Origin of the sequence: Citrobacter tructae (genome assembly GCF_004684345.1) — a bacterium.
Lineage (GTDB): Bacteria > Pseudomonadota > Gammaproteobacteria > Enterobacterales > Enterobacteriaceae > Citrobacter > Citrobacter tructae.
In genome coordinates this window covers 3,265,869-3,287,046 of record NZ_CP038469.1, presented here as the reverse complement: position 1 = coordinate 3,287,046, position 21,178 = coordinate 3,265,869, and the positions used below count along the sequence as shown (strand labels likewise).

Here is a 21,178-nt window from a genome sequence, read left to right as displayed (position 1 = left end):
GATTTAAACATGAAAAAAATATGGCTGGCGCTGGCTGGTATGGTTTTAGCTTTTAGCGCATCGGCAGCGCAGTTCCAGGATGGAAAGCAGTACATCACACTGGAAAAACCTATTGCAGGTGAACCGCAGGTGTTGGAGTTCTTCTCCTTCTACTGCCCGCATTGCTATCAGTTTGAAGAAGTGCTTCATGTGTCTGATAACGTGAAGAAAAAACTGCCGGAAGGCACCAAGATGACTAAATACCACGTTGAGTTTTTGGGCCCTCTGGGCAAAGATCTGACCCAGGCGTGGGCTGTTGCTATGGCGCTTGGGGTTGAAGATAAAGTTACGGTACCGTTGTTTGATGCGGTACAGAAAACTCAGACCGTTCAGTCTACCGCTGATATCCGTAAAGTATTTGTCGATGCGGGTATTAAAGGTGAAGATTATGATGCGGCATGGAACAGCTTCGTGGTGAAATCCCTCGTCGCGCAGCAGGAAAAAGCGGCGTCCGATCTGCAATTGCAGGGCGTTCCGGCGATGTTCGTTAATGGCAAATATCAGGTGAATCCGCAGGGCATGGATACCAGCAGCATGGATATCTTTGTACAGCAATATGCCGATACCGTGAAATATCTGGTAGGCCAAAAGTAAACGAGAAAGCCGGTCAGAGACCGGCTTTTTTAGTTGAGGCTTTAATTGCATCTATTTGCGCATCTTTCTCGCCCCAGATCACATTCAGCCACAGCTGAAATCGACGCTTAAATCCTTTATCGTTAACGTAATCACCGTGCAATTCCTCTTTAACCGGCTCCAGACTCACCCGTACGACAATGCGCGTCAGCTTACCGCTCAGCATATCGTAGAAAGGGTGACTGCTGTTTTCCGGATAACACAGTGTGACGTTCAGCAACTTATCAAACTGCGATCCTAAGACATTCAGCGCCATCGCAATACCGGCAGCTTTGGGCGGCAGCAGATTTTTATAAGGTGACCGGGTCTGCTGGCGTTTCTCCTGGGTAAATCGTGAACCTTCAACAAAATTCACAATAGTTGTTGGATGCACACGAAACTTCTCGCAAGAAAGACGCGTCGTTTCAACATCTTTACCACGTTGTTCAGGGTGGCGGAGTAAATAACCCCGTGAATAGCGCTTCATAAATGGCATATCCAGCGCCCAACACGCCAGGCCAATAAAGGGCACCCAGGCTAACTGCTGCTTAAGGAAGTATTTATTCATCGGGATGTGCTTACGAAACAGAACGCAGAGCACAACGATGTCGGCCCAGCTGTAGTGATTACAGATGAGCAGATACCAGTTTTTCTTGCTAAGACCTTCCAGCCCTTCCACATCCCACTTCAGTCGCGGGTTAAGGTGCAGCAGCAGCGCCAAACCTTCACACCAGCAGTACATCATGAAATTGCAAAAGAGAGATACCTTGCGCCAGACGAAAGGTATGGGCAAAAGGAGTTTTACAATCCCGGCCAGGATGATCGGCACAGAACATAAAATCGTGACCAATATGGTCAATACGATACTCAGCAACAGCGTTATCGCGGCGAGTATTCTCGTCATAATTAAATTATTCAAAAGGTTAGCCATAGATAGTGCGCTAAAGAGGCGCAAGGGGCTGATTTTATCAGAAAACGGACCAAATGATGGATCTTCGCTGAATAGAAAAAAAGGTAATATCTATCCACATCCCGATATAAGCTTAAAAGATAATATAAAACTCTGCGCCACGAATTAACATAATGAAAAATATGCAAAATTTACATGCTTAATAAATTATCTTGCTACACAAAAAGGGTTGAAAATTATTTATTCACAAACTTATCCACAACTCACTTTGCGAACACCCCAGAAGATCTGCAAAAGTTTTTCGACAAATGCGGCGAAAAACTCATGTTTTCATCCTGTCTGTGGCATCCTTTACTCATAATCTGATAAACAGGCACGGACATTATGGTTCAGATCCCAGAAAACCCACTTATCCTTGTAGATGGCTCATCTTATTTGTATCGCGCATACCATGCGTTTCCGCCGCTGACCAACAGCGCAGGAGAGCCTACTGGCGCGATGTACGGTGTCCTCAACATGCTGCGTAGCTTGATTTTGCAATATAAGCCGACGCATGCGGCGGTGGTCTTCGACGCCAAGGGTAAAACCTTCCGTGATGAATTATTCGAGCACTACAAATCGCATCGCCCACCCATGCCAGACGATCTGCGTGCGCAGATTGAGCCTTTGCACGCCATGGTAAAAGCAATGGGATTACCCTTGCTGGCTGTTTCAGGCGTTGAAGCGGACGACGTTATCGGTACGCTGGCGCGTGAGGCGGAGAATGTCGGCCGTCCGGTGCTGATCAGTACTGGCGATAAAGACATGGCTCAGTTGGTGACGCCGAATATTACCCTCATCAACACGATGACCAATACGATCCTCGGCCCGGATGAGGTGGTGAATAAGTATGGCGTGCCGCCGGAACTGATTATCGACTTCCTGGCGCTGATGGGGGATTCCTCCGATAACATTCCTGGTGTGCCAGGCGTGGGTGAAAAGACGGCGCAGGCGTTGCTTCAGGGTTTGGGAGGGCTGGATACGCTCTATGCTGAATCAGACAAAATAGCTGGTCTGACGTTCCGTGGTGCAAAAACCATGGCCGGCAAGCTCGAGCAGAATAAAGAGGTGGCATACCTCTCTTATAAGCTGGCAACCATCAAAACGGATGTCGAGCTGGAATTAACCTGCGAGCAGTTGGAAGTACGAGAACCCGCAGCAGACGAACTGTTAGGTCTGTTCAAACAATATGAGTTCAAGCGTTGGGTTACTGATGTTGAAGCCGGAAAATGGCTGCAGGCGAAAGGAACGAAACCGGCGGCAAAGCCGCAGGAAACAATCGTTATTGATGAAACGCCTGAGGAACCCGCCACGGTTCTTTCATACGATAACTATGTGACGATTCTGGACGAAGAGACTCTGGAAGCGTGGATTGCGAAGCTGAAAAAAGTGCCGGTCTTTGCCTTTGATACAGAAACGGACAGCCTGGATAACATCTCCGCGAATTTGGTGGGCCTCTCTTTCGCCATTGAACCTGGCGTAGCTGCGTATGTCCCTGTCGCGCATGACTATCTGGATGCCCCCGATCAGATTTCCCGTGACCGTGCGCTGACCCTGTTGAAGCCGCTGCTGGAAGATGAAAAAGCGCATAAAGTTGGGCAAAATCTGAAGTATGACCGCGGTATCCTGGCAAACTACGGGATTGAATTGCGCGGTATCGTCTTTGATACCATGCTCGAGTCCTACATTCTCAACAGCGTTGCCGGGCGACACGATATGGACAGCCTGTCTGACCGCTGGCTGAAGCATAAAACCATCACCTTTGAAGAGATCGCCGGGAAAGGCAAAAACCAGCTGACCTTTAACCAGATTGCACTGGAAGAAGCAGGTCGTTATGCAGCGGAAGACGCCGACGTCACGCTACAGCTGCATCTGAAAATGTGGCCAGAGCTGCAAAAACATAAAGGGCCGCTAAACGTCTTTGAAAATATCGATATGCCGCTTGTCCCTGTCCTGTCCCGCATAGAGCGTAACGGTGTCAAAATCGATCCTGCCGTGTTGCACAAACATTCAGCAGAGCTGACGCTACGTTTGAACGAGCTGGAACAAAAAGCGCATGAGATAGCCGGAGAAGCGTTTAACCTCTCCTCAACCAAGCAGTTGCAAACCATTCTGTTTGAAAAGCAGGGCATCAAACCGTTGAAGAAAACGCCAGGCGGTGCGCCATCAACGTCGGAAGAAGTGCTGGAAGAATTAGCGCTGGATTATCCGCTGCCGAAGGTGATTCTGGAATATCGTGGGTTGGCAAAATTGAAGTCTACCTATACGGATAAACTTCCGCTGATGATCAACCCTAAAACCGGGCGGGTGCATACCTCTTATCATCAGGCTGTCACGGCAACCGGGCGTTTGTCCTCTACCGATCCTAACCTGCAAAATATTCCGGTGCGTAATGAGGAAGGACGCCGTATTCGCCAGGCGTTTATTGCACCAGAAGACTACGTGATTGTCTCCGCAGACTACTCGCAGATTGAACTACGCATCATGGCGCATCTCTCGCGTGATAAAGGTCTGCTTACCGCGTTTGCCGAAGGGAAAGATATTCACCGCGCAACCGCTGCGGAAGTCTTTGGCTTACCGCTGGATTCCGTGACCGGTGAACAACGCCGCAGCGCGAAAGCCATTAACTTCGGTCTGATCTACGGAATGAGCGCCTTTGGTCTGGCGCGTCAGTTGAATATTCCACGTAAAGAAGCGCAGAAGTATATGGATCTCTACTTTGAGCGCTACCCTGGCGTTCTGGAATATATGGAACGCACGCGCGCGCAGGCAAAAGAGCAAGGGTACGTTGAAACCCTGGAAGGGCGTCGCCTCTATTTACCAGATATTAAATCCAGTAATGGTGCTCGTCGTGCTGGGGCAGAGCGTGCAGCGATTAACGCCCCGATGCAAGGCACCGCTGCGGACATTATTAAGCGCGCCATGATAGCCGTAGATGGATGGCTGCAAGCTGAACAGCCTCGCGTACGTATGATCATGCAGGTGCACGATGAACTGGTGTTTGAAGTGCACAAAGATGACCTGGAAAGTGTCTCGAAAAAGATCCATCAGCTGATGGAAAACGGAACGCGGATTGATGTGCCGTTGCTGGTGGAAGTCGGAAGTGGTGAAAACTGGGATCAAGCGCACTAAGGGTTTACTGAATAACGCGCTCTTTTCGTAACTAAGCAACATAAGTGAGCACTTTTTGTGATGACCATTAGAATTCCCTATGTCGGGAATGAAAAAAAATTACAAAAAGTGCTTTCTGCTCTGCTTAAAAAAGAGTAAAGTTATTCACGTAGGGTACAGAGGTAAGATGTTCTATCTTTCAGACCTTTTACTTCACGTAATCGGATTTGGCTGAATATTTTAGCCGCCCCAGTCAGTAATGACTGGGGCGTTTTTTATTTTGCGAAAGAAAAGTTTTGCCCTTTTTGTAAACCGGATAAGACGCACAGCGTCGCTATCCGGCATATCAGCGGATTATTCCCCGTCCTGCGTCTCTTCAATCGGTGCCAGTTCACTAAACCAGCTATCCAGTTTCTGACGCAGTTTATCCACGCCCAGCTTTTTCAGCGATGAGAACGCTTCTACTTGTACATCGCCATTAAACGCCAGCACGGCTTCACGAACCATATTCAATTGCGCTTTGCGTGCGCCGCTGGCCAGTTTGTCCGCTTTGGTCAGTAATACCAGTACCTGAACGTTGCTCTCTACTGCCCACAGGATCATCTGTTGATCGAGATCTTTCAGCGGATGGCGAATATCCATCAGTACGACCAAACCTTGCAGACTCTGGCGTTTTTCCAGGTATTCCGCCAGTGCGCGCTGCCATTTACGCTTCATCTCTTCCGGAACTTCTGCATACCCGTATCCCGGCAAGTCAACCAGACGCTTACCGTCAACCACTTCAAATAAGTTGATGAGCTGAGTACGGCCCGGCGTTTTAGACGTACGCGCCAGACCCTTTTGATTTGTCAGGGTATTCAGCGCACTGGATTTGCCTGCGTTGGAACGGCCAGCAAAAGCCACTTCAATTCCCGTATCGGAAGGTAAATGGCGAATATCAGGCGCACTCATCACAAAATGCGTCTGTTGATAATTCAAGTTAGTCAACGTGGTCGTCTCCATCAATCAAGGCTTTGCAGCGATTATACCTGAACACCAGCAAAAGGCTGGTTTTTCGACGCGTGGGTTATGTAAGTTAAAACCACGTACTTTGTGAGACATTGCCGATAGTATTTATGCGAGATGAGAGGGTGTATAACAACACAAATCAAATAAATCATATAATTACGGACAAGCAATATTCTGAAAAACCGAAACTGTTAAGTCTGTTGCTTGTGTGTGCAATCCAAAAGAGTAAAGTAACGTCCATAGCGAGGGAGCTAACAGGATAGACGACTCAGGATGAGGGTCAGGAGCGCCAGGAGGCGAAGACACAGGATTGTCAGGAAGACAAACGTCCGGAGACGTTAGTAAAAGGAAATGGAAACAACACGGAATGTTTCTGGCTGAGGGAAAAACAGGGTGTGTTGATAGCCGACATGGATTGTAGAGCCCGTTAAGGGTTGAGAGTCAGGAAAAAAGGCGACAGATTACTCTGTCGCCTTTTTTCTTTATTTCTGCTAGATTCCGGCGCAAATATATACTGAATAAAACAGCCAAAGACGAATCATGATGAAATCAACTTCTACACCACGCGGTAAAGGTCCTGCAAAGGCGCGTCGTAAAACACGCGAAGAAATTAACCTCGAAGCTCGCGATCGTAAGCGCCAGAAAAAACACCGTGGTCTTGCGGCGGGTAGCCGTGCGACCGGCAGCGAAGGCGCATCAGGTGGCGGAAACCAAAACAAGCACAAAGATCCTCGTATTGGCAGTAAAACTCCCATTGCATTGGGTGTGACCGAAAAGGTCACCAAACAGCACAAACCGAAGAGTGAGAAACCTATGCTTTCACCACAGGCTGAGTTGGATTTACTGGAAACGGATGAGCGCCTGGATGCGCTGCTGGAACGTCTTGAAGCTGGAGAGATCCTGAGCGCTGAAGATCAGGCTTGGGTAGATGCCAAGCTGGATCGCATCGATGAACTGATGCAGAAACTGGGCCTCTCTTACGATGATGATGAAGAGATCGATGAAGAGGATGAAAAGCAGGAAGATATGATGCGCCTGCTGAAGGGTGGTAACTAACGGTTTTGTACCGTGGGTCTTCCCGTCCTGCTTATAACCCTTCCGGTTATATGTTATCTGGTGTGGTTATTCGTTAAACTACAGCGATTGTCGCGGCGCCAAAAGTGGCTGCGCAACCGGTTTATCACCCGCAGTGGAGGTAAGCCGGTACGCCGTACCCGCCAGAAACGCCATCGGAAGGAGTGAGTATGTCTGAGCAGTTAATCGACTGGGACCTGGCCCTGATCCAGAAATATAACTATTCCGGGCCACGATATACCTCGTACCCGACCGCGCTGGAGTTTTCCGCAGACTACGATGCCGAGGCATTTCTGCAAGCCGTAGCGCGCTACCCTGAACGTCCACTCTCTTTGTACGTCCATATCCCGTTCTGCCACAAACTGTGTTATTTCTGCGGCTGCAACAAAATTGTGACCCGCCAGCAGCATAAAGCCGATCAATATCTGGATGCCTTAGAACAAGAAATCATCCATCGTGCGCCGCTGTTTGCCGGTCGTCATGTCAGCCAACTACACTGGGGCGGCGGTACGCCAACCTATCTGAATAAAGCACAAATCAGCCGCTTAATGACGCTGTTGCGTGATAACTTCGACTTTAACGCGGATGCAGAAATCTCGATCGAGGTTGATCCGCGTGAAATTGAGCTGGATGTGCTCGATCATTTACGTGCTGAAGGTTTTAACCGCCTGAGCATGGGGGTGCAGGATTTCAACAAAGAAGTTCAGCGCCTGGTAAACCGTGAGCAGGATGAAGAGTTTATCTTTGCGCTGCTTAATCATGCGCGGGAGATTGGCTTTACCTCCACGAACATCGATCTGATTTATGGTCTGCCAAAACAGACGCCGGAAAGTTTTGCCTTCACCCTGAAGCGTGTGGCCGAGCTGAATCCCGATCGCCTGAGCGTCTTTAACTATGCACACCTGCCAACGCTTTTTGCCGCACAGCGTAAGATCAAAGATGCCGACCTGCCCAGCGCGCAACAGAAGCTGGATATCTTGCAGGAGACGATCTCTTCGCTGACCGAAACGGGCTATCAGTTCATTGGGATGGATCACTTTGCCCGTCCGGATGACGAACTGGCGATTGCCCAGCGTGAGGGTGTTCTGCACCGTAATTTTCAGGGCTATACCACCCAGGGCGATACTGACCTGCTGGGCATGGGCGTTTCCGCCATTAGTATGATTGGTGACAACTACGCGCAGAACCAAAAAGAGCTGAAACACTATTATCAGCAGGTGGATGAGGAGGGTAATGCGCTGTGGCGTGGTATTGCCCTGACCCGCGATGACTGTATTCGCCGGGATGTCATTAAGCTACTGATCTGCAACTTCCGTCTCGACTACGCTGTCGTAGAACAGCAATGGGATCTCAACTTTGCTGACTATTTTGCCGAAGACCTGAAGCTGCTGGTGCCGCTGGCGAAAGATGGGCTGGTGGACGTGAATGAGAAAGGGATTCAGGTGACGGCAAAAGGTCGTCTGCTGATCCGCAATATTTGCATGTGCTTTGATGCTTACCTGCGCCAGAAAGCGCGGATGCAGCAGTTCTCTCGGGTCATTTAATGACGTTGCCCGGTAGCGCTTTGCTTACCGGGCCTACACGTCACGATAACCTGTAGGCCGGATAAGTGTTAGCGCCATCCGGCCACCTTCAGCTAAACAGCCCAACCAGCGCGGCACACAGCACTGCGGCAACCGCTGTTTGTGGCGTATGGCTTTCAACCGAGCCGCTCGACAGCAGATTAATAATTGATTCCAGCATGATGACTCTCCCCGTTTTCCGGGCACGATCATACTTAACTCATCGGAGCAGTAAAGCTCAAAATAGCAGCACTTTGCGCTCAATTATCAATCTTTACACAGCGACAATCTCTCACTCCATACCGAGTTCTTTTAACTTACGCGTCAGGGTATTACGTCCCCATCCGAGTAAGCGCGCTGCTTCCTGTTTATGACCCTGGGTATGGCGCAGCGCGGTGGTTAACAGCGTGCGTTCCATTTCAGGCTGCGCTTCAGAGAGTAAGTTTTGATGACCGGAACGTAATGCCCGGTCAGCCCACTGTGCCAGCAAGGTTGCCCAACTATCAGGCTGCATATGTGAAGGCGCATCCGGAACGGTCGCTTCAAACAGTTCAGCCGGTAAGTCCTGAATCAGCACCTCCTGCCCGGCGGCCATCACTGTTAACCAGCGGCAGGTATTCTCAAGTTGGCGAACGTTGCCCGGCCAGGCCAGACGCGTCAGTGCGGCCTCGGTTTCAGGGTGTAACTGCTTGGCTTCCACACCCAATTCGTGAGCGGCTTCCTGCAAGAAATGACGCGTCAGGCGAGGGATATCTTCCCGTCGCTCGCGCAGTGGCGGTAAATGGACGCGAATGACGTTCAGTCGGTGGAATAAGTCTTCGCGGAACTTGCCTTCCTGTACGCGCAGTTCCAGGTTCTGGTGCGTGGCTGCGATAATGCGCACGTCCACCTTCACTGGCGCATAGCCGCCGACACGGTAAAACTGTCCGTCGGCTAATACACGCAGCAATCGCGTTTGCACGTCCAGCGGCATATCGCCAATTTCATCGAGAAACAGCGTGCCGCCATCAGCCTGTTCGAAACGTCCCTGGCGAATGGTATTGGCACCGGTAAATGCGCCTTTTTCGTGACCAAACAGTTCAGATTCGATTAAATCCTTCGGAATAGCCGCCATGTTAAGGGCGATAAACGGCGATTTGGCGCGCGGGCTGTGGCGGTGTAGAGCATGTGCGACCAGTTCTTTACCGGTCCCGGACTCACCATTGATCAAGACGCTAATCGAAGAGCGGGAAAGTCGGCCAATTATGCGAAAGACATCCTGCATCGCGGGCGCTTCACCGATGATATCGGTGGTTGGGCCGTTGATCTGAATATTACGCGGCTGCTGCTGTTCCTGATAATGGCTAATGGCGCGCTCGACCAGCGCAACGGCCTCGTCAATATCAAACGGTTTAGGCAGATAATCAAACGCCCCTTGCTGGTAGGCGCTGACGGCGGCGTCCAGATCGGAGTGTGCTGTCATTATGATGACCGGAAGCATTGGATGACGCTGTTTAATTTGTTTTAACAGCGTCAGACCGTCCATCCCCGGCATACGGATATCCGACAACAGCACGTCCGGCGTTTTGCTGGCGAGTGCGTCCAGTACCTCTTTCCCGCTTTCAAATGTGGTGCAGTTGAGTCCTGCCCCTGCGAGCGCACGTTCAAGCACCCAACGGATGGAACTATCGTCATCAACGACCCAGACTATTCCTCGTTGCATAAACGTCACCTCTATTTCCTGATAGGCAGGTAAACCGAGAACTCGGTATGGCCCGGCCAACTGGTAAATTCAATTTTGCCGGAATGTTGATCAATCAAATTACGAGCGATAGATAATCCCAGTCCGGTCCCCCCCTCGCGTCCGCTGACCATTGGGTAGAACAGCGTATCTTGCAAATGTGGAGGAATACCCGGACCGTTATCCTCGACGTCAATACGCGCCGCCAGGCGGTAACGCATGCCGTGTAGTGTGAGTTGAAACGCGGTGCGGGTGCGCAGAATAATCTCACCGCCATCCGGTCCCAGCGCCTGGAGTGCATTACGCACGATATTCAGCAGAACCTGTTCTATCTGGTCGGGGTCGTGCAGTATTTCTGGCAGACTCGGGTCGTAATCACGGGTAAGCGTGACGTTTTCCGGGAGTTCCATCGAAACCAGCGCCACGACGCGCTCTGCCACTTTGTGAATGCTTTCCGTGATGTGCATTCCGGGCTGCTGCGGCCCCAGCAGGCGGTCGACCAGGTTACGCAGGCGGTCCGCTTGCTCAATAATAACTTGGGTATATTCCTTTAATGCCGGGTCCGGGAGCGCTTTACTGAGCAACTGCGCCGCGCCACGTAATCCACCCAACGGGTTTTTAATTTCATGTGCCAGGCCGCGCACCAGGTCGCGGGCGGCTATTTGCTGGGCATGCTGGAGTTGCTCCTGACTCAGACGGCGCTGGTTATCCATAGGTGCCATCTCCAGCAGGATTAGGCCATCAGGCAGCCTCTGTGCGGTCACAGAGAGGATATGCGAGTGACTATCTATCACCAGCGTCACTTCGTTGTCTGTGAAGCCCTGGCCTGCTTCCAGGCTCTCTCGCATCAGCCCGATGTTTAATGAGAAATAACTCAGCAGTTCAGAAAGCGGCGTGCCGAAGAGTTTGCGAGAACTTTGGGCAAGCAGCTGCTGTGCCGCGGGATTGGCGTAATGCACCGCCAGTTCATCGTCGACAAGTAAAATGCTGTTAATTAACGAATTGAGGATCTGCCCAGCATCGGGCAGCGTGCCGGTTGCCATTCAGCAGTCTCCTGAAAAGGTTGCACCAATTTAGTGCATTATAGCTTTCGCGTAGAAAAAGCGCGAAGGATCAGTTCGTTGGCGGAGAAAAAAGCCCATCGTGTGATGGGCTAAAAGTTCCACGGCAACTAAAAAACTCCCGACGCCTTTCACGGCCGCTGCTGCGTTGGCTACCTTCGCTCACCCCAGTCACATAGCTACCTATGCTCCTTGGGATTTGCTCAGTTGCCGCCTTGCCGCAACGTGAAATTCGCCGGATTTTTAAGATACGGTTAAACGCTGTAGTACAGCTCAAACTCTACTGGGTGCGGCGTCATGCGCACGCGGTCATCTTCTTCGCGACGCAGCGTAATGTACGCATCGATCGCTTCGTTGGTGAATACGCCGCCTGCAGTCAGGAACTCGCGGTCCAGATCCAGTTCGTTCAGTGCTTCTTCCAGAGAGCCAGCAACCTGTGGGATCTCTTTTGCTTCTTCTGGCGGCAGGTCGTACAGGTTTTTGTCCATCGCTTCACCTGGGTGGATTTTGTTCTTGATACCATCAAGACCGGCCATCAGCAGCGCAGCAAAGCACAGGTACGGGTTAGCAGCCGGGTCCGGGAAGCGCACTTCGATACGACGCGCTTTCGGTGACGCGACCACTGGGATACGGATAGAGGCAGAACGGTTACGGGCAGAGTAAGCCAGCATAACCGGAGCTTCGTAACCCGGGACCAGACGCTTGTAGGAGTTGGTGGTCGGGTTCGCCAGGGCATTGATGGCTTTAGCGTGTTTGATAACGCCGCCGATGTAGAACAGCGCCTGCTCAGACAGACCCGCATACTTGTCGCCAGAGAACAGGTTTACGCCGTTCTTGGACAGGGACATGTGGCAGTGCATACCGGAACCGTTATCGCCGAACATCGGTTTTGGCATAAAGGTCGCAGTTTTACCGAAACGGTGTGCGACGTTGTGAACGACATATTTGTAGATCTGAATTTCGTCCGCTTTTTTGGTCATGGTGTTAAAGCGGGTGGCGATTTCGTTCTGGCCCGCGGTCGCCACTTCGTGGTGATGCGCTTCAACGACAAGGCCCATCTCTTCCATGACCAGACACATGGTAGAACGGATATCCTGTGAAGAATCAACCGGAGGAACTGGGAAGTAACCGCCTTTCACGCCAGGACGGTGACCTTTGTTACCACCTTCGTATTTGGTGGAGGAGTTCCATGCGCCTTCGATATCGTCAATAGCAACATGAGAACCGGAGATGGATGCACCGAAACGGATGTCGTCGAACAGGAAGAATTCTGGCTCTGGCCCGAACAGCACGGTGTCTGCAATGCCGGTGGCGCGCAGGTATTCTTCAGCGCGTTTAGCGATGGAGCGCGGGTCGCGGTCATAGCCCTGCAACGTACCAGGTTCCAGGATATCGCAACGGATGATCAGGGTAGATTCTTCAAAGAACGGGTCAATGAGTGCAGTAGAAGCATCCGGCATCAGAACCATGTCTGATTCGTTAATGCCTTTCCAGCCACCGATTGAGGAGCCGTCAAACATTTTGCCTTCTTCAAAGAATTCGGCATTTACCTGATGAGCAGGAATCGTGACGTGCTGTTCTTTACCTTTAGTATCAGTGAAGCGCAAATCAACAAACTTCACTTCGTGTTCGTTCAGCATCGTCAAAACGTGTTCAGCGGACATACTTACTCTCCCGGATTGGTCATTGTCGTCGTGGTAACGAGGTCTTCAATTCTGCAAAAATTGGCCGTGTCGCCGTAAAAAATATAAAGCGAAATCTGTGCCAACTTTTAAATTGCCCCCAAAAGGCGTTATCATGCGCACTATCGTGCAAAGGGGTTGCACCATGAAGGTTGTATTGCACCATTATAGTGCTTTAATGTGAACATTAAGCACCATATTGGTGCAATTGACATGAGATTACCCCTTTTAACGCTCCGTGAATGTGATCACAAAGAAACTCTGCAATACTTGTTTGCGGAGGATGTTTGTGATCCTGTTTTGTACTGCGATTAATCCGTGTACAATAACGCGCTATTTCTAAAATGCCTGAGGCAAAGTTGTGATCGAAAATTTGCGTAACATCGCCATCATCGCGCACGTAGACCATGGTAAAACCACCCTGGTAGACAAGCTGCTCCAACAATCTGGTACGTTCGACTCTCGTGCCGAAACCCAAGAGCGTGTGATGGACTCCAACGATTTGGAGAAAGAGCGTGGGATTACCATCCTCGCTAAAAACACCGCTATCAAGTGGAATGACTACCGTATCAACATCGTTGATACCCCGGGACACGCCGACTTCGGTGGCGAAGTTGAACGTGTAATGTCCATGGTAGACTCCGTACTGCTGGTGGTTGATGCAATGGACGGTCCGATGCCGCAGACGCGCTTCGTGACCAAAAAAGCCTTTGCTCATGGCCTGAAGCCAATTGTTGTTATCAACAAAGTTGACCGTCCTGGCGCGCGTCCTGACTGGGTTGTGGATCAGGTATTCGACCTGTTCGTTAACCTCGACGCAACCGACGAACAGCTGGACTTCCCGATCGTTTACGCTTCAGCGCTGAACGGTATCGCAGGTCTGGATCACGAAGATATGGCGGAAGATATGACCCCGCTGTATCAGACTATCGTTGACCGTGTACCGGCTCCGAACGTTGACCTTGATGGCCCGCTGCAGATGCAGATCTCCCAGCTGGACTACAACAACTACGTTGGTGTTATCGGCATCGGTCGCATCAAGCGCGGTAAAGTTAAACCGAACCAGCAGATCACTATCATTGATAGCGAAGGCAAAACTCGCAACGGTAAAGTCGGTAAAGTTCTGACCCATCTGGGTCTTGAGCGTATCGAGAGTGACGTTGCAGAAGCTGGCGACATCATCGCGATCACCGGTCTGGGCGAACTGAACATCTCCGACACCATCTGCGACCCGCAGAATGTTGAAGCGCTGCCAGCGCTGTCTGTTGATGAACCGACCGTTACCATGTTCTTCAACGTCAACACCTCTCCGTTCTGTGGTAAAGAAGGTAAGTACGTTACTTCTCGTCAGATCCTTGACCGCCTGAAAAAAGAACTGGTACACAACGTTGCGCTGCGCGTTGAAGAGACTCCGGATGCAGACGCATTCCGCGTGTCTGGTCGTGGTGAACTTCACCTGTCCGTTCTGATTGAAAACATGCGTCGTGAAGGTTTCGAGATGGCGGTTTCCCGTCCGAAAGTTATCTTCCGCGAAATCGATGGCCGTAAACAAGAGCCGTTCGAAAACGTAACACTGGACGTCGAAGAGCAGCACCAGGGTTCTGTCATGCAGGCACTGGGCGAGCGTAAAGGCGACCTGAAAAACATGAATCCAGATGGTAAAGGCCGTGTACGTCTTGACTACGTGATCCCAAGCCGTGGTCTGATCGGCTTCCGTTCAGAATTCATGACCATGACCTCCGGTACCGGTCTGCTGTACTCCACCTTCAGCCACTACGACGACGTTCGTGCAGGTGAAGTGGGTCAGCGTCAGAACGGTGTTCTGATCTCCAACGGCCAGGGTAAAGCAGTTGCGTTTGCACTGTTCAGCCTGCAGGACCGCGGTAAGCTGTTCCTGGGTCACGGTGCAGAAGTTTACGAAGGCCAGATCATCGGTATTCACAGTCGTTCTAATGACCTGACTGTAAACTGCCTGACCGGTAAGAAACTGACCAACATGCGTGCTTCTGGTACTGATGAAGCAACCACGCTGGTTCCGGCTCAGAAAATGACTCTGGAACAGGCTCTGGAATTCATCGATGACGACGAACTGGTAGAAGTCACGCCGACGTCTATCCGTATTCGTAAGCGTCACCTGACTGAAAACGATCGTAAACGCGCGAACCGTGGTCCGAAAGAAGACTGATTAACGCGATTTAATGACAAGACCCTGCCTTACGAGGCGGGGTTTTTTTTGCCTGTATCCCTGGTCTCAAGCGGGTTTACGCTGATTCCCTGCCTTGTGAAATATTCTCCCCTCAAGATGTCTGCCTTAAGAGAGCTTGGTCACAAATCTTTCTAAAGCTCAACGCGGTTGTTTGCTTTCTTTTTTATCGTCAGCGTATGATTGAACCAACTGGTTTAAACCAAATGGATTAAACAATGACGAGTAATCAGTCAACCGTTGAGAATGCGAAAGAGAAGTTAGATCGTTGGTTAAAAGATGGGATCACCACCCCAGGTGGAAAACTCCCCTCAGAAAGAGAGTTAGGAGAGTTGCTGGGGATTAAGCGCATGACGTTACGTCAGGCACTATTAAATCTCGAGTCAGAATCCAAAATCTTTCGTAAAGATCGCAAAGGATGGTTCGTCACGCAGGCGCGCTTTAACTACAGCCCGGAATTATCAGCAAGCTTTCAGCGTGCAGCGCTTGAGCAGGGTAGAGAACCTTCTTGGGGATTTATCGAGAAAAGTCGGGTTTCTCAGTACCCGGAAGTTGCTGTGCCACTGGTGTCAGCAACGCCGTCTGATGAACTGTATCGGATAACGGGTTGGGGAGCGCTTGAAGGTCATAAAGTTTTCTACCACGAAACGTTTATCAACCCGAAGGTTGCTCCGGGGTTTATTGAGCAACTTGAAAGTCAGTCATTTTCTTCCGTATGGGAAAATGAATATAAAAAAGAAACCGTAATCAAAAAACTGGCTTTTAAACCCGTCAGAATGGCCGGCGATATTAGTAAGTTTATTGGTGGTTCTACCGGGATGCCTGCCATTCTTATTGAAAAACATCGGGCTGACAGCGATGGCAACATCGTACAAATAGATATTGAGTATTGGCGATTTGAAGCAGTTGATCTCTTCATTAACTTGTAGGTACGTTTATGGTCACTAAAGATAATGCACATAAAATTCTGGCGCGTGTAGATAGCCTTCCCCTTTATCTTCATGCCTATGCTTATCATTTGAATATGCGTGTTGAGCGCATATTACCAAATGATTTATTAGATATTGCCAGTGAAAATAATCTGCGTGGTGTGAAAATCCACGTTCTTGATGGCGAACGCTATTCTCTTGAAAATATGAACGATAATGCGCTGTCTGCATTTGGCGATAAAGCGCGTAAGCTACAGCTTGATCTTCATATTGAGACCAGTTCTTCTGATAAAAAGGCCATTGACCAGGCCGTTTCTATCGCATTAAAAATTGGTGCCTCTTCAGTTAGATTTTATCCACGCTACGAAGGTAATCTTCAGGAAGTAATTGCAATAATTACTCAGGATATCAAATATCTGCGCGATAGCTATCAGGATAGCGGATTGACCTTTACCTTAGAGCAGCATGAAGATTTAAAGAGTCATGAACTGGTGTCGTTAATTCAGAACAGTGATATGGAATCGCTCTCTTTACTGTTTGATTTTGCTAATATGATTAATGCCAACGAGCATCCATTAATGGCGCTAGACACGATGTCACCACATATTACCCAGGTACATATTAAAGATGCGTTAATTGTTAATGAGAACGCGGGGCTGGGCCATAAAGCATGTACCTCGGGTCAGGGGGATATGCCATTTAAAGATCTGCTGACCAGGCTTATCTGCTTAGGTGATGAGAAGCCGCAGGTAACGGCTTACGGGCTGGAAGAAGAAGTTGATTACTATGCTCCGGCATTTCGTTTCGACAATGAAGGTGACAATCCGTGGATCCCATGGCGCCAGATGAGTGAAACGCCGCTGCCGGAACCAGAGCTTCTCGAAGCTCGTTTGATTAAAGAAAAAAATGATGCCATCCAACAAATACAATTTGTGCGTAGCGTGCTACAGCAAATTAAAAATGAGGCGCATCACATTCTAACTAATTAATAATCTCTAACGTCTTTTTTTAGGATTCATAATCCATTCCAGGTGAATGGGCAGACATTTATTTTTTAAATAAAATGATTTAATTAATCATTTAGGGGATGCTATGCTCACAAAAAAGAAATGGGCACTTTTTAGCCTGTTAACACTGTGTGGCGGTACAATTTATAAATTACCCTCACTGAAAGATGCGTTCTATATTCCTATGCAGGAATACTTCCATTTGACAAACGGTCAGATTGGTAACGCGATGTCGGTGAACTCATTTGTGACTACCGTGGGTTTTTTCTTATCTATTTATTTTGCAGATAAACTTCCGCGTAAATACACCATGTCTCTTTCCCTTATTGCTACGGGGTTGCTGGGGGTTTATTTGACCACTATGCCTGGCTATTGGGGGATCCTCTTTGTCTGGGCGCTGTTTGGTGTTACCTGTGACATGATGAACTGGCCGGTGTTATTAAAGTCTGTTAGTCGACTTGGCACCAGTGAACAACAAGGGCGTCTGTTTGGCTTTTTTGAAACGGGTCGCGGTATTGTTGATACGATCGTCGCGTTTTCTGCACTGGCCGTCTTTGCCTGGTTTGGCAGCGGACTGTTGGGGTTCAAGGCCGGTATCTGGTTCTACTCTGCAATCGTCATTATGGTCGGGATCATCATCTTCTTTGTTCTGAACGATAAAGAAGAAATTCCCGCAGCAAAAATCCATGATGCTGAAGATGCGCCTAAAAATCCGAGTATGTCGTCGGTACTGAAGGATAAGACCATTTGGTTAATCGCCTTCAACGTCTTTTTTGTTTACGCCGTGTATTGCGGATTAACGTTTTTCATCCCGTTCCTGAAAAACATTTACATGCTGCCCGTCGCGCTGGTGGGGGCTTATGGGATCATTAACCAATATTGTTTGAAAATGGTGGGTGGTCCGATTGGTGGAATGATCTCGGATAAAATCCTGAAATCACCGAGTAAATACTTATGTTATACATTTATAATCAGCACAGTGGTGCTGTTGCTGCTGATGGTTCTACCGCATGAAAGTATGCCGGTTTATTTAGGGATGGTGTGTACGCTGGGCTTCGGTGCCATTGTATTTACCCAGCGTGCCGTATTCTTTGCCCCGATTGGCGAAGCCAAAATCGCAGAGAATCAAACGGGTGCGGCAATGGCGCTTGGTAGCTTTATCGGCTATGCCCCGGCGATGTTCTGCTTCAGTATGTACGGATACATTCTGGATTTGAACCCAGGACTTCTCGGCTACAAAATTGTGTTTGGCATTATGGCCTGCTTCGCTTTCTGCGGTGCGATCGCTTCTGTTTTACTGGTTAAGCGTATTAGCGAAAGAAAGAAAATGCTGCAAGCTGCAGAGGCGTGATGCGCTTCTCTATCGGATAGAACGAAAAAGCCGCTGACAATCAGCGGCTTTTTTATCAACAAAATCAGGAGGATTCCTGATCTGCAATGACCAGCTCAATATTCTCTACATCAAGTAATTGCTTGAAAGAATTTGGCGGTGGGGCATCGGTAAAAAATGCCCGTATTTTACGCATATTACCAATAGACACAGCGGCTGATGCTGAGAATTTAGTGTGATCGGCAACCAATAGCGTATTTCGCGTATGTTTGATCATGGTCTTGGCGACAAGCGCCTCGTTAACATCAAATTCCAGCAGCGTACCGTCTTCTTCAATCGCACCAATGCTGGTAATCAAATAGTCAGCACGGAACCCTTCAATAAAGTTCACCGTCCCTGGCCCAACGATACCGCCATTATGTGCACGTAATGTTCCGCCGGGTACCATGACTTCAATATCTTGATTCTTATACAGGATTTGCGCGACGCGAAGGCTATTTGTGATGATGCGTAGATCCCGACGGTTTAGCAACGCTCGCGCGACCGCTTCCACCGTTGTACCAATGGTAATAAAAACCGTACAACGCTCTGGGAGATAATCGGCAACCGCCTCCGCAATCGCTTCTTTTTCCTGGGTAAGTGACAACTCTCGTTGTTCGAAGGCGGTATTCATGATGCTGGATACGCGTCCGGCTCCCCCATGATGGCGAGTGATCAGACCCTGCTCACTAAGCTTACGAATATCCCTGCGCACCGTTTGCGTGGAAACGTCCAGCAATTGCGCCAGCTCTTCGATATTCATATAGCCGCGTTCTGTAATGTAATGAACAAGTTGATCGTGTCGCGGATTACCGGTGACTTCAATGATGCTCATGAATACTCCTGGACTTCTTCCCCGTAAATACTGGCTATTTTACGCATAAAGTGACAAAAATGATTCGGTTTGCGCACGATTAGGAATTCCGGCTCGTCCACCTGGCTGCGTGCATTTCATCGCTGCCACTGCGCTTGCGAAGCGAATCGCTTTCTCGGTCGGCATTTTCTCTGCCAGGGCAACCGCCATGGCGCCATGGAAAACATCCCCTGCCCCGGTTGTATCTACCACATTGACAGAAAATGCGGTCTGTTGACATAAATCTCCCTCTTCAATCCATAGTGATCCCTCTCCACCCAACGTAACGTAAACTTTACCATCTGTGTGACTGGCGGCCATTTTTAAAGCCTGCCCTGCATCATCCAATCCGGTCATTCGCTTAAGTCCTGGAGTAGAAAAAACCGCATGATCGGCAAGTGCCACTAATGGCGTAATGTCTTGCGGAGTCATATCGGCATCCAGCAGCGTCAGTACACCAGCGGCACGCGCCAGCTTGAAGGATTTTAATGTTCCTTCATGCCAGCGTACATCGGCCAGAACCATGTCATAGCGAGTAAAATCAATCGACTCCAGCCACTGTGCATCCGTGTCCAGGTCAGGACTCGGGTAATTTACTATGATGCGCTCCCCGTACTGATCAACCAAAATTGCAGACTGCGATGAACGTGCATTGGGGTATTGACGGCAGAATTGTGTATTCACACCCCAGTTGCGAAGCTCGTTCAGTAATGTGTTCCCACAGCTGTCGTCACCCACGCGGCCAATAAAATCGACGTCGATACCGAGTCGGGCAATTGCCACTGCTGCTGTTGCCGCCGGGCCACCCCCTGTCTCCATATATTGATTTGACTGATATTTCCCCCCGCCATCAGGCAGGTTGTTCAGAGAATAGATTCGGTCCTGAACGGTGATTCCAACGCATGCAATTCTGGTCATATTTGTTAGGTCCTATGTGAACTTGTCTTCTTTTGTTCATTTTAATGACATAAATGATCAAATTAGTGACGCATGTCTTGTTTTTAGTCATAAATTACAAATATGCTCAAAAACAGACGAAAATGAGTTTTTAATTGTAATTATTTTGTCAACCTGAGGCAGGAGACCGTTCATGACAACCGTTGCATTTTTGGGATTGGGACAGATGGGCAGCCCAATGGCTAACAACCTGTTGCAACACGGACATACATTACGCGTGTTTGACGTAAACCAGCAGGCCGTTACGGAGTTAGTACAAAAAGGTGCGATTGCCACCCAAACCCCAGCAGAGGCCGCTAAAGGCGCCGAATTTATTATCACCATGCTGCCAAATGGCGACATCGTTCGGCACGTGTTGCTAGGCAAAGATGGTGTGAGCGAAAGCGTGTCCCACGATGCGCTGGTGATTGATATGTCCACTATCCATCCCCTTCAGACCGATGCGTTGATTCATGAGATGCAAGAAAAAGGCATCAGCATGATGGATGCGCCAGTGGGTCGAACCTCTGTCAACGCCACCGATGGAACACTATTGATTCTCGCAGGGGGGACGTCTGAACAGGTTGAGCGTGCGCGTCCTGTTCTGATGTGTATGGGCAATGAGTTGGTGGAAGCAGGTGGTCCTGGAATGGGGATCCGCGTGAAGCTCATCAACAACTACATGAGCATTGCGCTGAATGCCTTATCAGCGGAGGCCGCAGTGCTTTGCGAGTCCCTGGGATTAAGCCTGGATGTCGCGATTAAGGTCATGAGCGGTACTGCCGCAGGCAAAGGACACTTTACGACAACCTGGCCAGGAAAAGTGCTGAAGGGCGATTTATCTCCGGCATTTATGGTGGACCTGGCATTGAAAGACCTGCGCATCGCAGTTGATGTCGCAAATCAGACGGGTGCCCCGCTCAATATGGGGATGGCGGCAGAAACTTATTACGCCAGCGCCAGTGAAAATGGCAGAGGCCGTCAGGACTGGAGCGCGCTGTTATCTCAGGTTCGTCAGCAGGCTGGCCGACCAGATTCTCTTTAAATTTTAAACGTTCACAGG

General features: G+C 49.6%; 19 protein-coding genes and 1 pseudogene. 12 read left to right on the top strand and 8 right to left on the bottom strand.

Going from position 1 to position 21,178, the window contains the following annotated elements; translation table 11 throughout:
* Nucleotides 1-9: 9 nt before the first annotated feature.
* Nucleotides 10-633, top strand: a complete 624-nt coding sequence (gene dsbA, locus E4Z61_RS16415; RefSeq protein ID WP_135323694.1) for a thiol:disulfide interchange protein DsbA — start codon at nt 10-12, stop codon at nt 631-633.
* Nucleotides 634-646: 13 nt separating this feature from the next.
* Here the strand turns inward: dsbA and E4Z61_RS16410 are convergent, their stop codons facing one another.
* Nucleotides 647-1,501: an acyltransferase gene (locus E4Z61_RS16410; protein WP_240703883.1), complete on the bottom strand. Its 855-nt coding sequence runs from the start codon at nt 1,499-1,501 to the stop codon at nt 647-649.
* Between E4Z61_RS16410 and E4Z61_RS24415 the strand changes: the two genes are divergently transcribed.
* The 3 genes from E4Z61_RS24415 to spfP all read left to right on the top strand — a co-directional run bounded on the left by E4Z61_RS24415 (nt 1,395) and on the right by spfP (nt 4,946).
* The gene (locus tag E4Z61_RS24415; RefSeq protein WP_240703891.1) at nt 1,395-1,730 is read left to right on the top strand and encodes a hypothetical protein; all 336 of its coding nucleotides are present in this window, start codon (nt 1,395-1,397) and stop codon (nt 1,728-1,730) included. The genes E4Z61_RS16410 and E4Z61_RS24415 overlap by 107 nt on opposite strands.
* 215 nt (nt 1,731-1,945) lie before the next feature.
* Nucleotides 1,946-4,732 carry a DNA polymerase I gene (gene polA, locus E4Z61_RS16405; protein WP_135323692.1) on the top strand — a complete coding sequence of 929 codons (2,787 nt, stop codon included), beginning with the start codon at nt 1,946-1,948 and terminating at the stop codon, nt 4,730-4,732.
* Between the two features lie 166 nt (nt 4,733-4,898).
* Complete coding sequence (gene spfP, locus E4Z61_RS24460; protein WP_071892919.1) at nt 4,899-4,946, top strand: small protein SpfP; 48 nt, start codon at nt 4,899-4,901, stop codon at nt 4,944-4,946.
* A gap of 119 nt (nt 4,947-5,065) precedes the next feature.
* Here spfP and yihA read toward each other — a convergent pair whose 3' ends face one another.
* Nucleotides 5,066-5,698 carry a ribosome biogenesis GTP-binding protein YihA/YsxC gene (yihA, locus tag E4Z61_RS16400; RefSeq protein ID WP_135323691.1) on the bottom strand — a complete coding sequence of 211 codons (633 nt, stop codon included), beginning with the start codon at nt 5,696-5,698 and terminating at the stop codon, nt 5,066-5,068.
* Between the two features lie 227 nt (nt 5,699-5,925).
* On the opposite strand from yihA, the pseudogene E4Z61_RS16395 reads away from it, so the two are divergent.
* The 3 genes and pseudogenes from E4Z61_RS16395 (at nt 5,926) to hemN (ending at nt 8,337) form a co-directional block, all read left to right on the top strand.
* A pseudogene (locus E4Z61_RS16395) lies at nt 5,926-6,150 on the top strand (hypothetical protein).
* Nucleotides 6,151-6,259: 109 nt separating this feature from the next.
* Nucleotides 6,260-6,775: a Der GTPase-activating protein YihI gene (yihI, locus tag E4Z61_RS16390; RefSeq protein ID WP_135323690.1), complete on the top strand. Its 516-nt coding sequence runs from the start codon at nt 6,260-6,262 to the stop codon at nt 6,773-6,775.
* A 188-nt stretch (nt 6,776-6,963) separates the two neighbouring features.
* Nucleotides 6,964-8,337: an oxygen-independent coproporphyrinogen III oxidase gene (hemN, locus tag E4Z61_RS16385; RefSeq protein WP_135323689.1), complete on the top strand. Its 1,374-nt coding sequence runs from the start codon at nt 6,964-6,966 to the stop codon at nt 8,335-8,337.
* Nucleotides 8,338-8,425: 88 nt separating this feature from the next.
* Here the strand turns inward: hemN and E4Z61_RS16380 are convergent, their stop codons facing one another.
* From E4Z61_RS16380 to glnA, 4 genes are all read right to left on the bottom strand, one after another.
* A complete protein-coding gene (locus E4Z61_RS16380) occupies nt 8,426-8,536 on the bottom strand; it encodes a YshB family small membrane protein (protein WP_096758886.1) in 111 nt (36 codons plus the stop codon).
* A gap of 111 nt (nt 8,537-8,647) precedes the next feature.
* Nucleotides 8,648-10,057: a nitrogen regulation protein NR(I) gene (gene glnG, locus E4Z61_RS16375; RefSeq protein ID WP_135323688.1), complete on the bottom strand. Its 1,410-nt coding sequence runs from the start codon at nt 10,055-10,057 to the stop codon at nt 8,648-8,650.
* An 11-nt stretch (nt 10,058-10,068) separates the two neighbouring features.
* Nucleotides 10,069-11,118 (bottom strand): nitrogen regulation protein NR(II), encoded by a 1,050-nt coding sequence (gene glnL, locus E4Z61_RS16370; protein WP_135323687.1) that lies wholly within the window; start codon nt 11,116-11,118, stop codon nt 10,069-10,071.
* Between the two features lie 272 nt (nt 11,119-11,390).
* A complete protein-coding gene (gene glnA, locus E4Z61_RS16365; protein WP_135323686.1) occupies nt 11,391-12,800 on the bottom strand; it encodes a glutamate--ammonia ligase in 1,410 nt (469 codons plus the stop codon).
* A gap of 379 nt (nt 12,801-13,179) precedes the next feature.
* Between glnA and typA the strand changes: the two genes are divergently transcribed.
* The 4 genes from typA (at nt 13,180) to E4Z61_RS16345 (ending at nt 18,308) form a co-directional block, all read left to right on the top strand.
* Nucleotides 13,180-15,003: a ribosome-dependent GTPase TypA gene (typA, locus tag E4Z61_RS16360; RefSeq protein ID WP_135323685.1), complete on the top strand. Its 1,824-nt coding sequence runs from the start codon at nt 13,180-13,182 to the stop codon at nt 15,001-15,003.
* Nucleotides 15,004-15,239: 236 nt separating this feature from the next.
* Nucleotides 15,240-15,950 (top strand): GntR family transcriptional regulator, encoded by a 711-nt coding sequence (locus E4Z61_RS16355; protein WP_135323684.1) that lies wholly within the window; start codon nt 15,240-15,242, stop codon nt 15,948-15,950.
* A gap of 8 nt (nt 15,951-15,958) precedes the next feature.
* Nucleotides 15,959-16,939: a sugar phosphate isomerase/epimerase family protein gene (locus tag E4Z61_RS16350; RefSeq protein WP_135323683.1), complete on the top strand. Its 981-nt coding sequence runs from the start codon at nt 15,959-15,961 to the stop codon at nt 16,937-16,939.
* 103 nt (nt 16,940-17,042) lie between these two features.
* On the top strand, nt 17,043-18,308 hold the full coding sequence (locus E4Z61_RS16345; RefSeq protein ID WP_135323682.1) for an MFS transporter: 1,266 nt from the start codon (nt 17,043-17,045) through the stop codon (nt 18,306-18,308).
* 64 nt (nt 18,309-18,372) lie between these two features.
* On the opposite strand, the gene E4Z61_RS16340 is transcribed toward E4Z61_RS16345, so the two are convergent.
* Both E4Z61_RS16340 and E4Z61_RS16335 read right to left on the bottom strand, forming a co-directional pair.
* Nucleotides 18,373-19,161 (bottom strand): DeoR/GlpR family DNA-binding transcription regulator, encoded by a 789-nt coding sequence (locus E4Z61_RS16340; protein WP_135323681.1) that lies wholly within the window; start codon nt 19,159-19,161, stop codon nt 18,373-18,375.
* Between the two features lie 39 nt (nt 19,162-19,200).
* Nucleotides 19,201-20,097, bottom strand: a complete 897-nt coding sequence (locus E4Z61_RS16335) for a sugar kinase (protein WP_135323680.1) — start codon at nt 20,095-20,097, stop codon at nt 19,201-19,203.
* Nucleotides 20,098-20,269: 172 nt separating this feature from the next.
* Here E4Z61_RS16335 and yihU point away from each other — a divergent pair, with 172 nt between their 5' ends.
* A complete protein-coding gene (gene yihU, locus E4Z61_RS16330) occupies nt 20,270-21,160 on the top strand; it encodes a sulfolactaldehyde 3-reductase (RefSeq protein WP_135323679.1) in 891 nt (296 codons plus the stop codon).
* Nucleotides 21,161-21,178 lie beyond the last annotated feature (18 nt).

Bases quoted from the DNA above. Each gene is read 5' to 3' on its own strand.
- E4Z61_RS16340 (WP_135323681.1), bottom strand. From the start codon at position 19,161: ATGAGCATCATTGAAGTCACCGGTAATCCGCGACACGATCAACTTGTT.
- yihU (WP_135323679.1), top strand. From the start codon at position 20,270: ATGACAACCGTTGCATTTTTGGGATTGGGACAGATGGGCAGCCCAATG.
- glnL (WP_135323687.1), bottom strand. From the start codon at position 11,118: ATGGCAACCGGCACGCTGCCCGATGCTGGGCAGATCCTCAATTCGTTA.
- E4Z61_RS16355 (WP_135323684.1), top strand. From the start codon at position 15,240: ATGACGAGTAATCAGTCAACCGTTGAGAATGCGAAAGAGAAGTTAGAT.
- E4Z61_RS16345 (WP_135323682.1), top strand. From the start codon at position 17,043: ATGCTCACAAAAAAGAAATGGGCACTTTTTAGCCTGTTAACACTGTGT.
- polA (WP_135323692.1), top strand. From the start codon at position 1,946: ATGGTTCAGATCCCAGAAAACCCACTTATCCTTGTAGATGGCTCATCT.
- dsbA (WP_135323694.1), top strand. From the start codon at position 10: ATGAAAAAAATATGGCTGGCGCTGGCTGGTATGGTTTTAGCTTTTAGC.
- glnA (WP_135323686.1), bottom strand. From the start codon at position 12,800: ATGTCCGCTGAACACGTTTTGACGATGCTGAACGAACACGAAGTGAAG.
- E4Z61_RS16380 (WP_096758886.1), bottom strand. From the start codon at position 8,536: ATGCTGGAATCAATTATTAATCTGCTGTCGAGCGGCTCGGTTGAAAGC.
- hemN (WP_135323689.1), top strand. From the start codon at position 6,964: ATGTCTGAGCAGTTAATCGACTGGGACCTGGCCCTGATCCAGAAATAT.
- yihI (WP_135323690.1), top strand. From the start codon at position 6,260: ATGATGAAATCAACTTCTACACCACGCGGTAAAGGTCCTGCAAAGGCG.
- E4Z61_RS16335 (WP_135323680.1), bottom strand. From the start codon at position 20,097: ATGACCAGAATTGCATGCGTTGGAATCACCGTTCAGGACCGAATCTAT.
- glnG (WP_135323688.1), bottom strand. From the start codon at position 10,057: ATGCAACGAGGAATAGTCTGGGTCGTTGATGACGATAGTTCCATCCGT.
- E4Z61_RS24415 (WP_240703891.1), top strand. From the start codon at position 1,395: ATGAAATTGCAAAAGAGAGATACCTTGCGCCAGACGAAAGGTATGGGC.
- E4Z61_RS16350 (WP_135323683.1), top strand. From the start codon at position 15,959: ATGGTCACTAAAGATAATGCACATAAAATTCTGGCGCGTGTAGATAGC.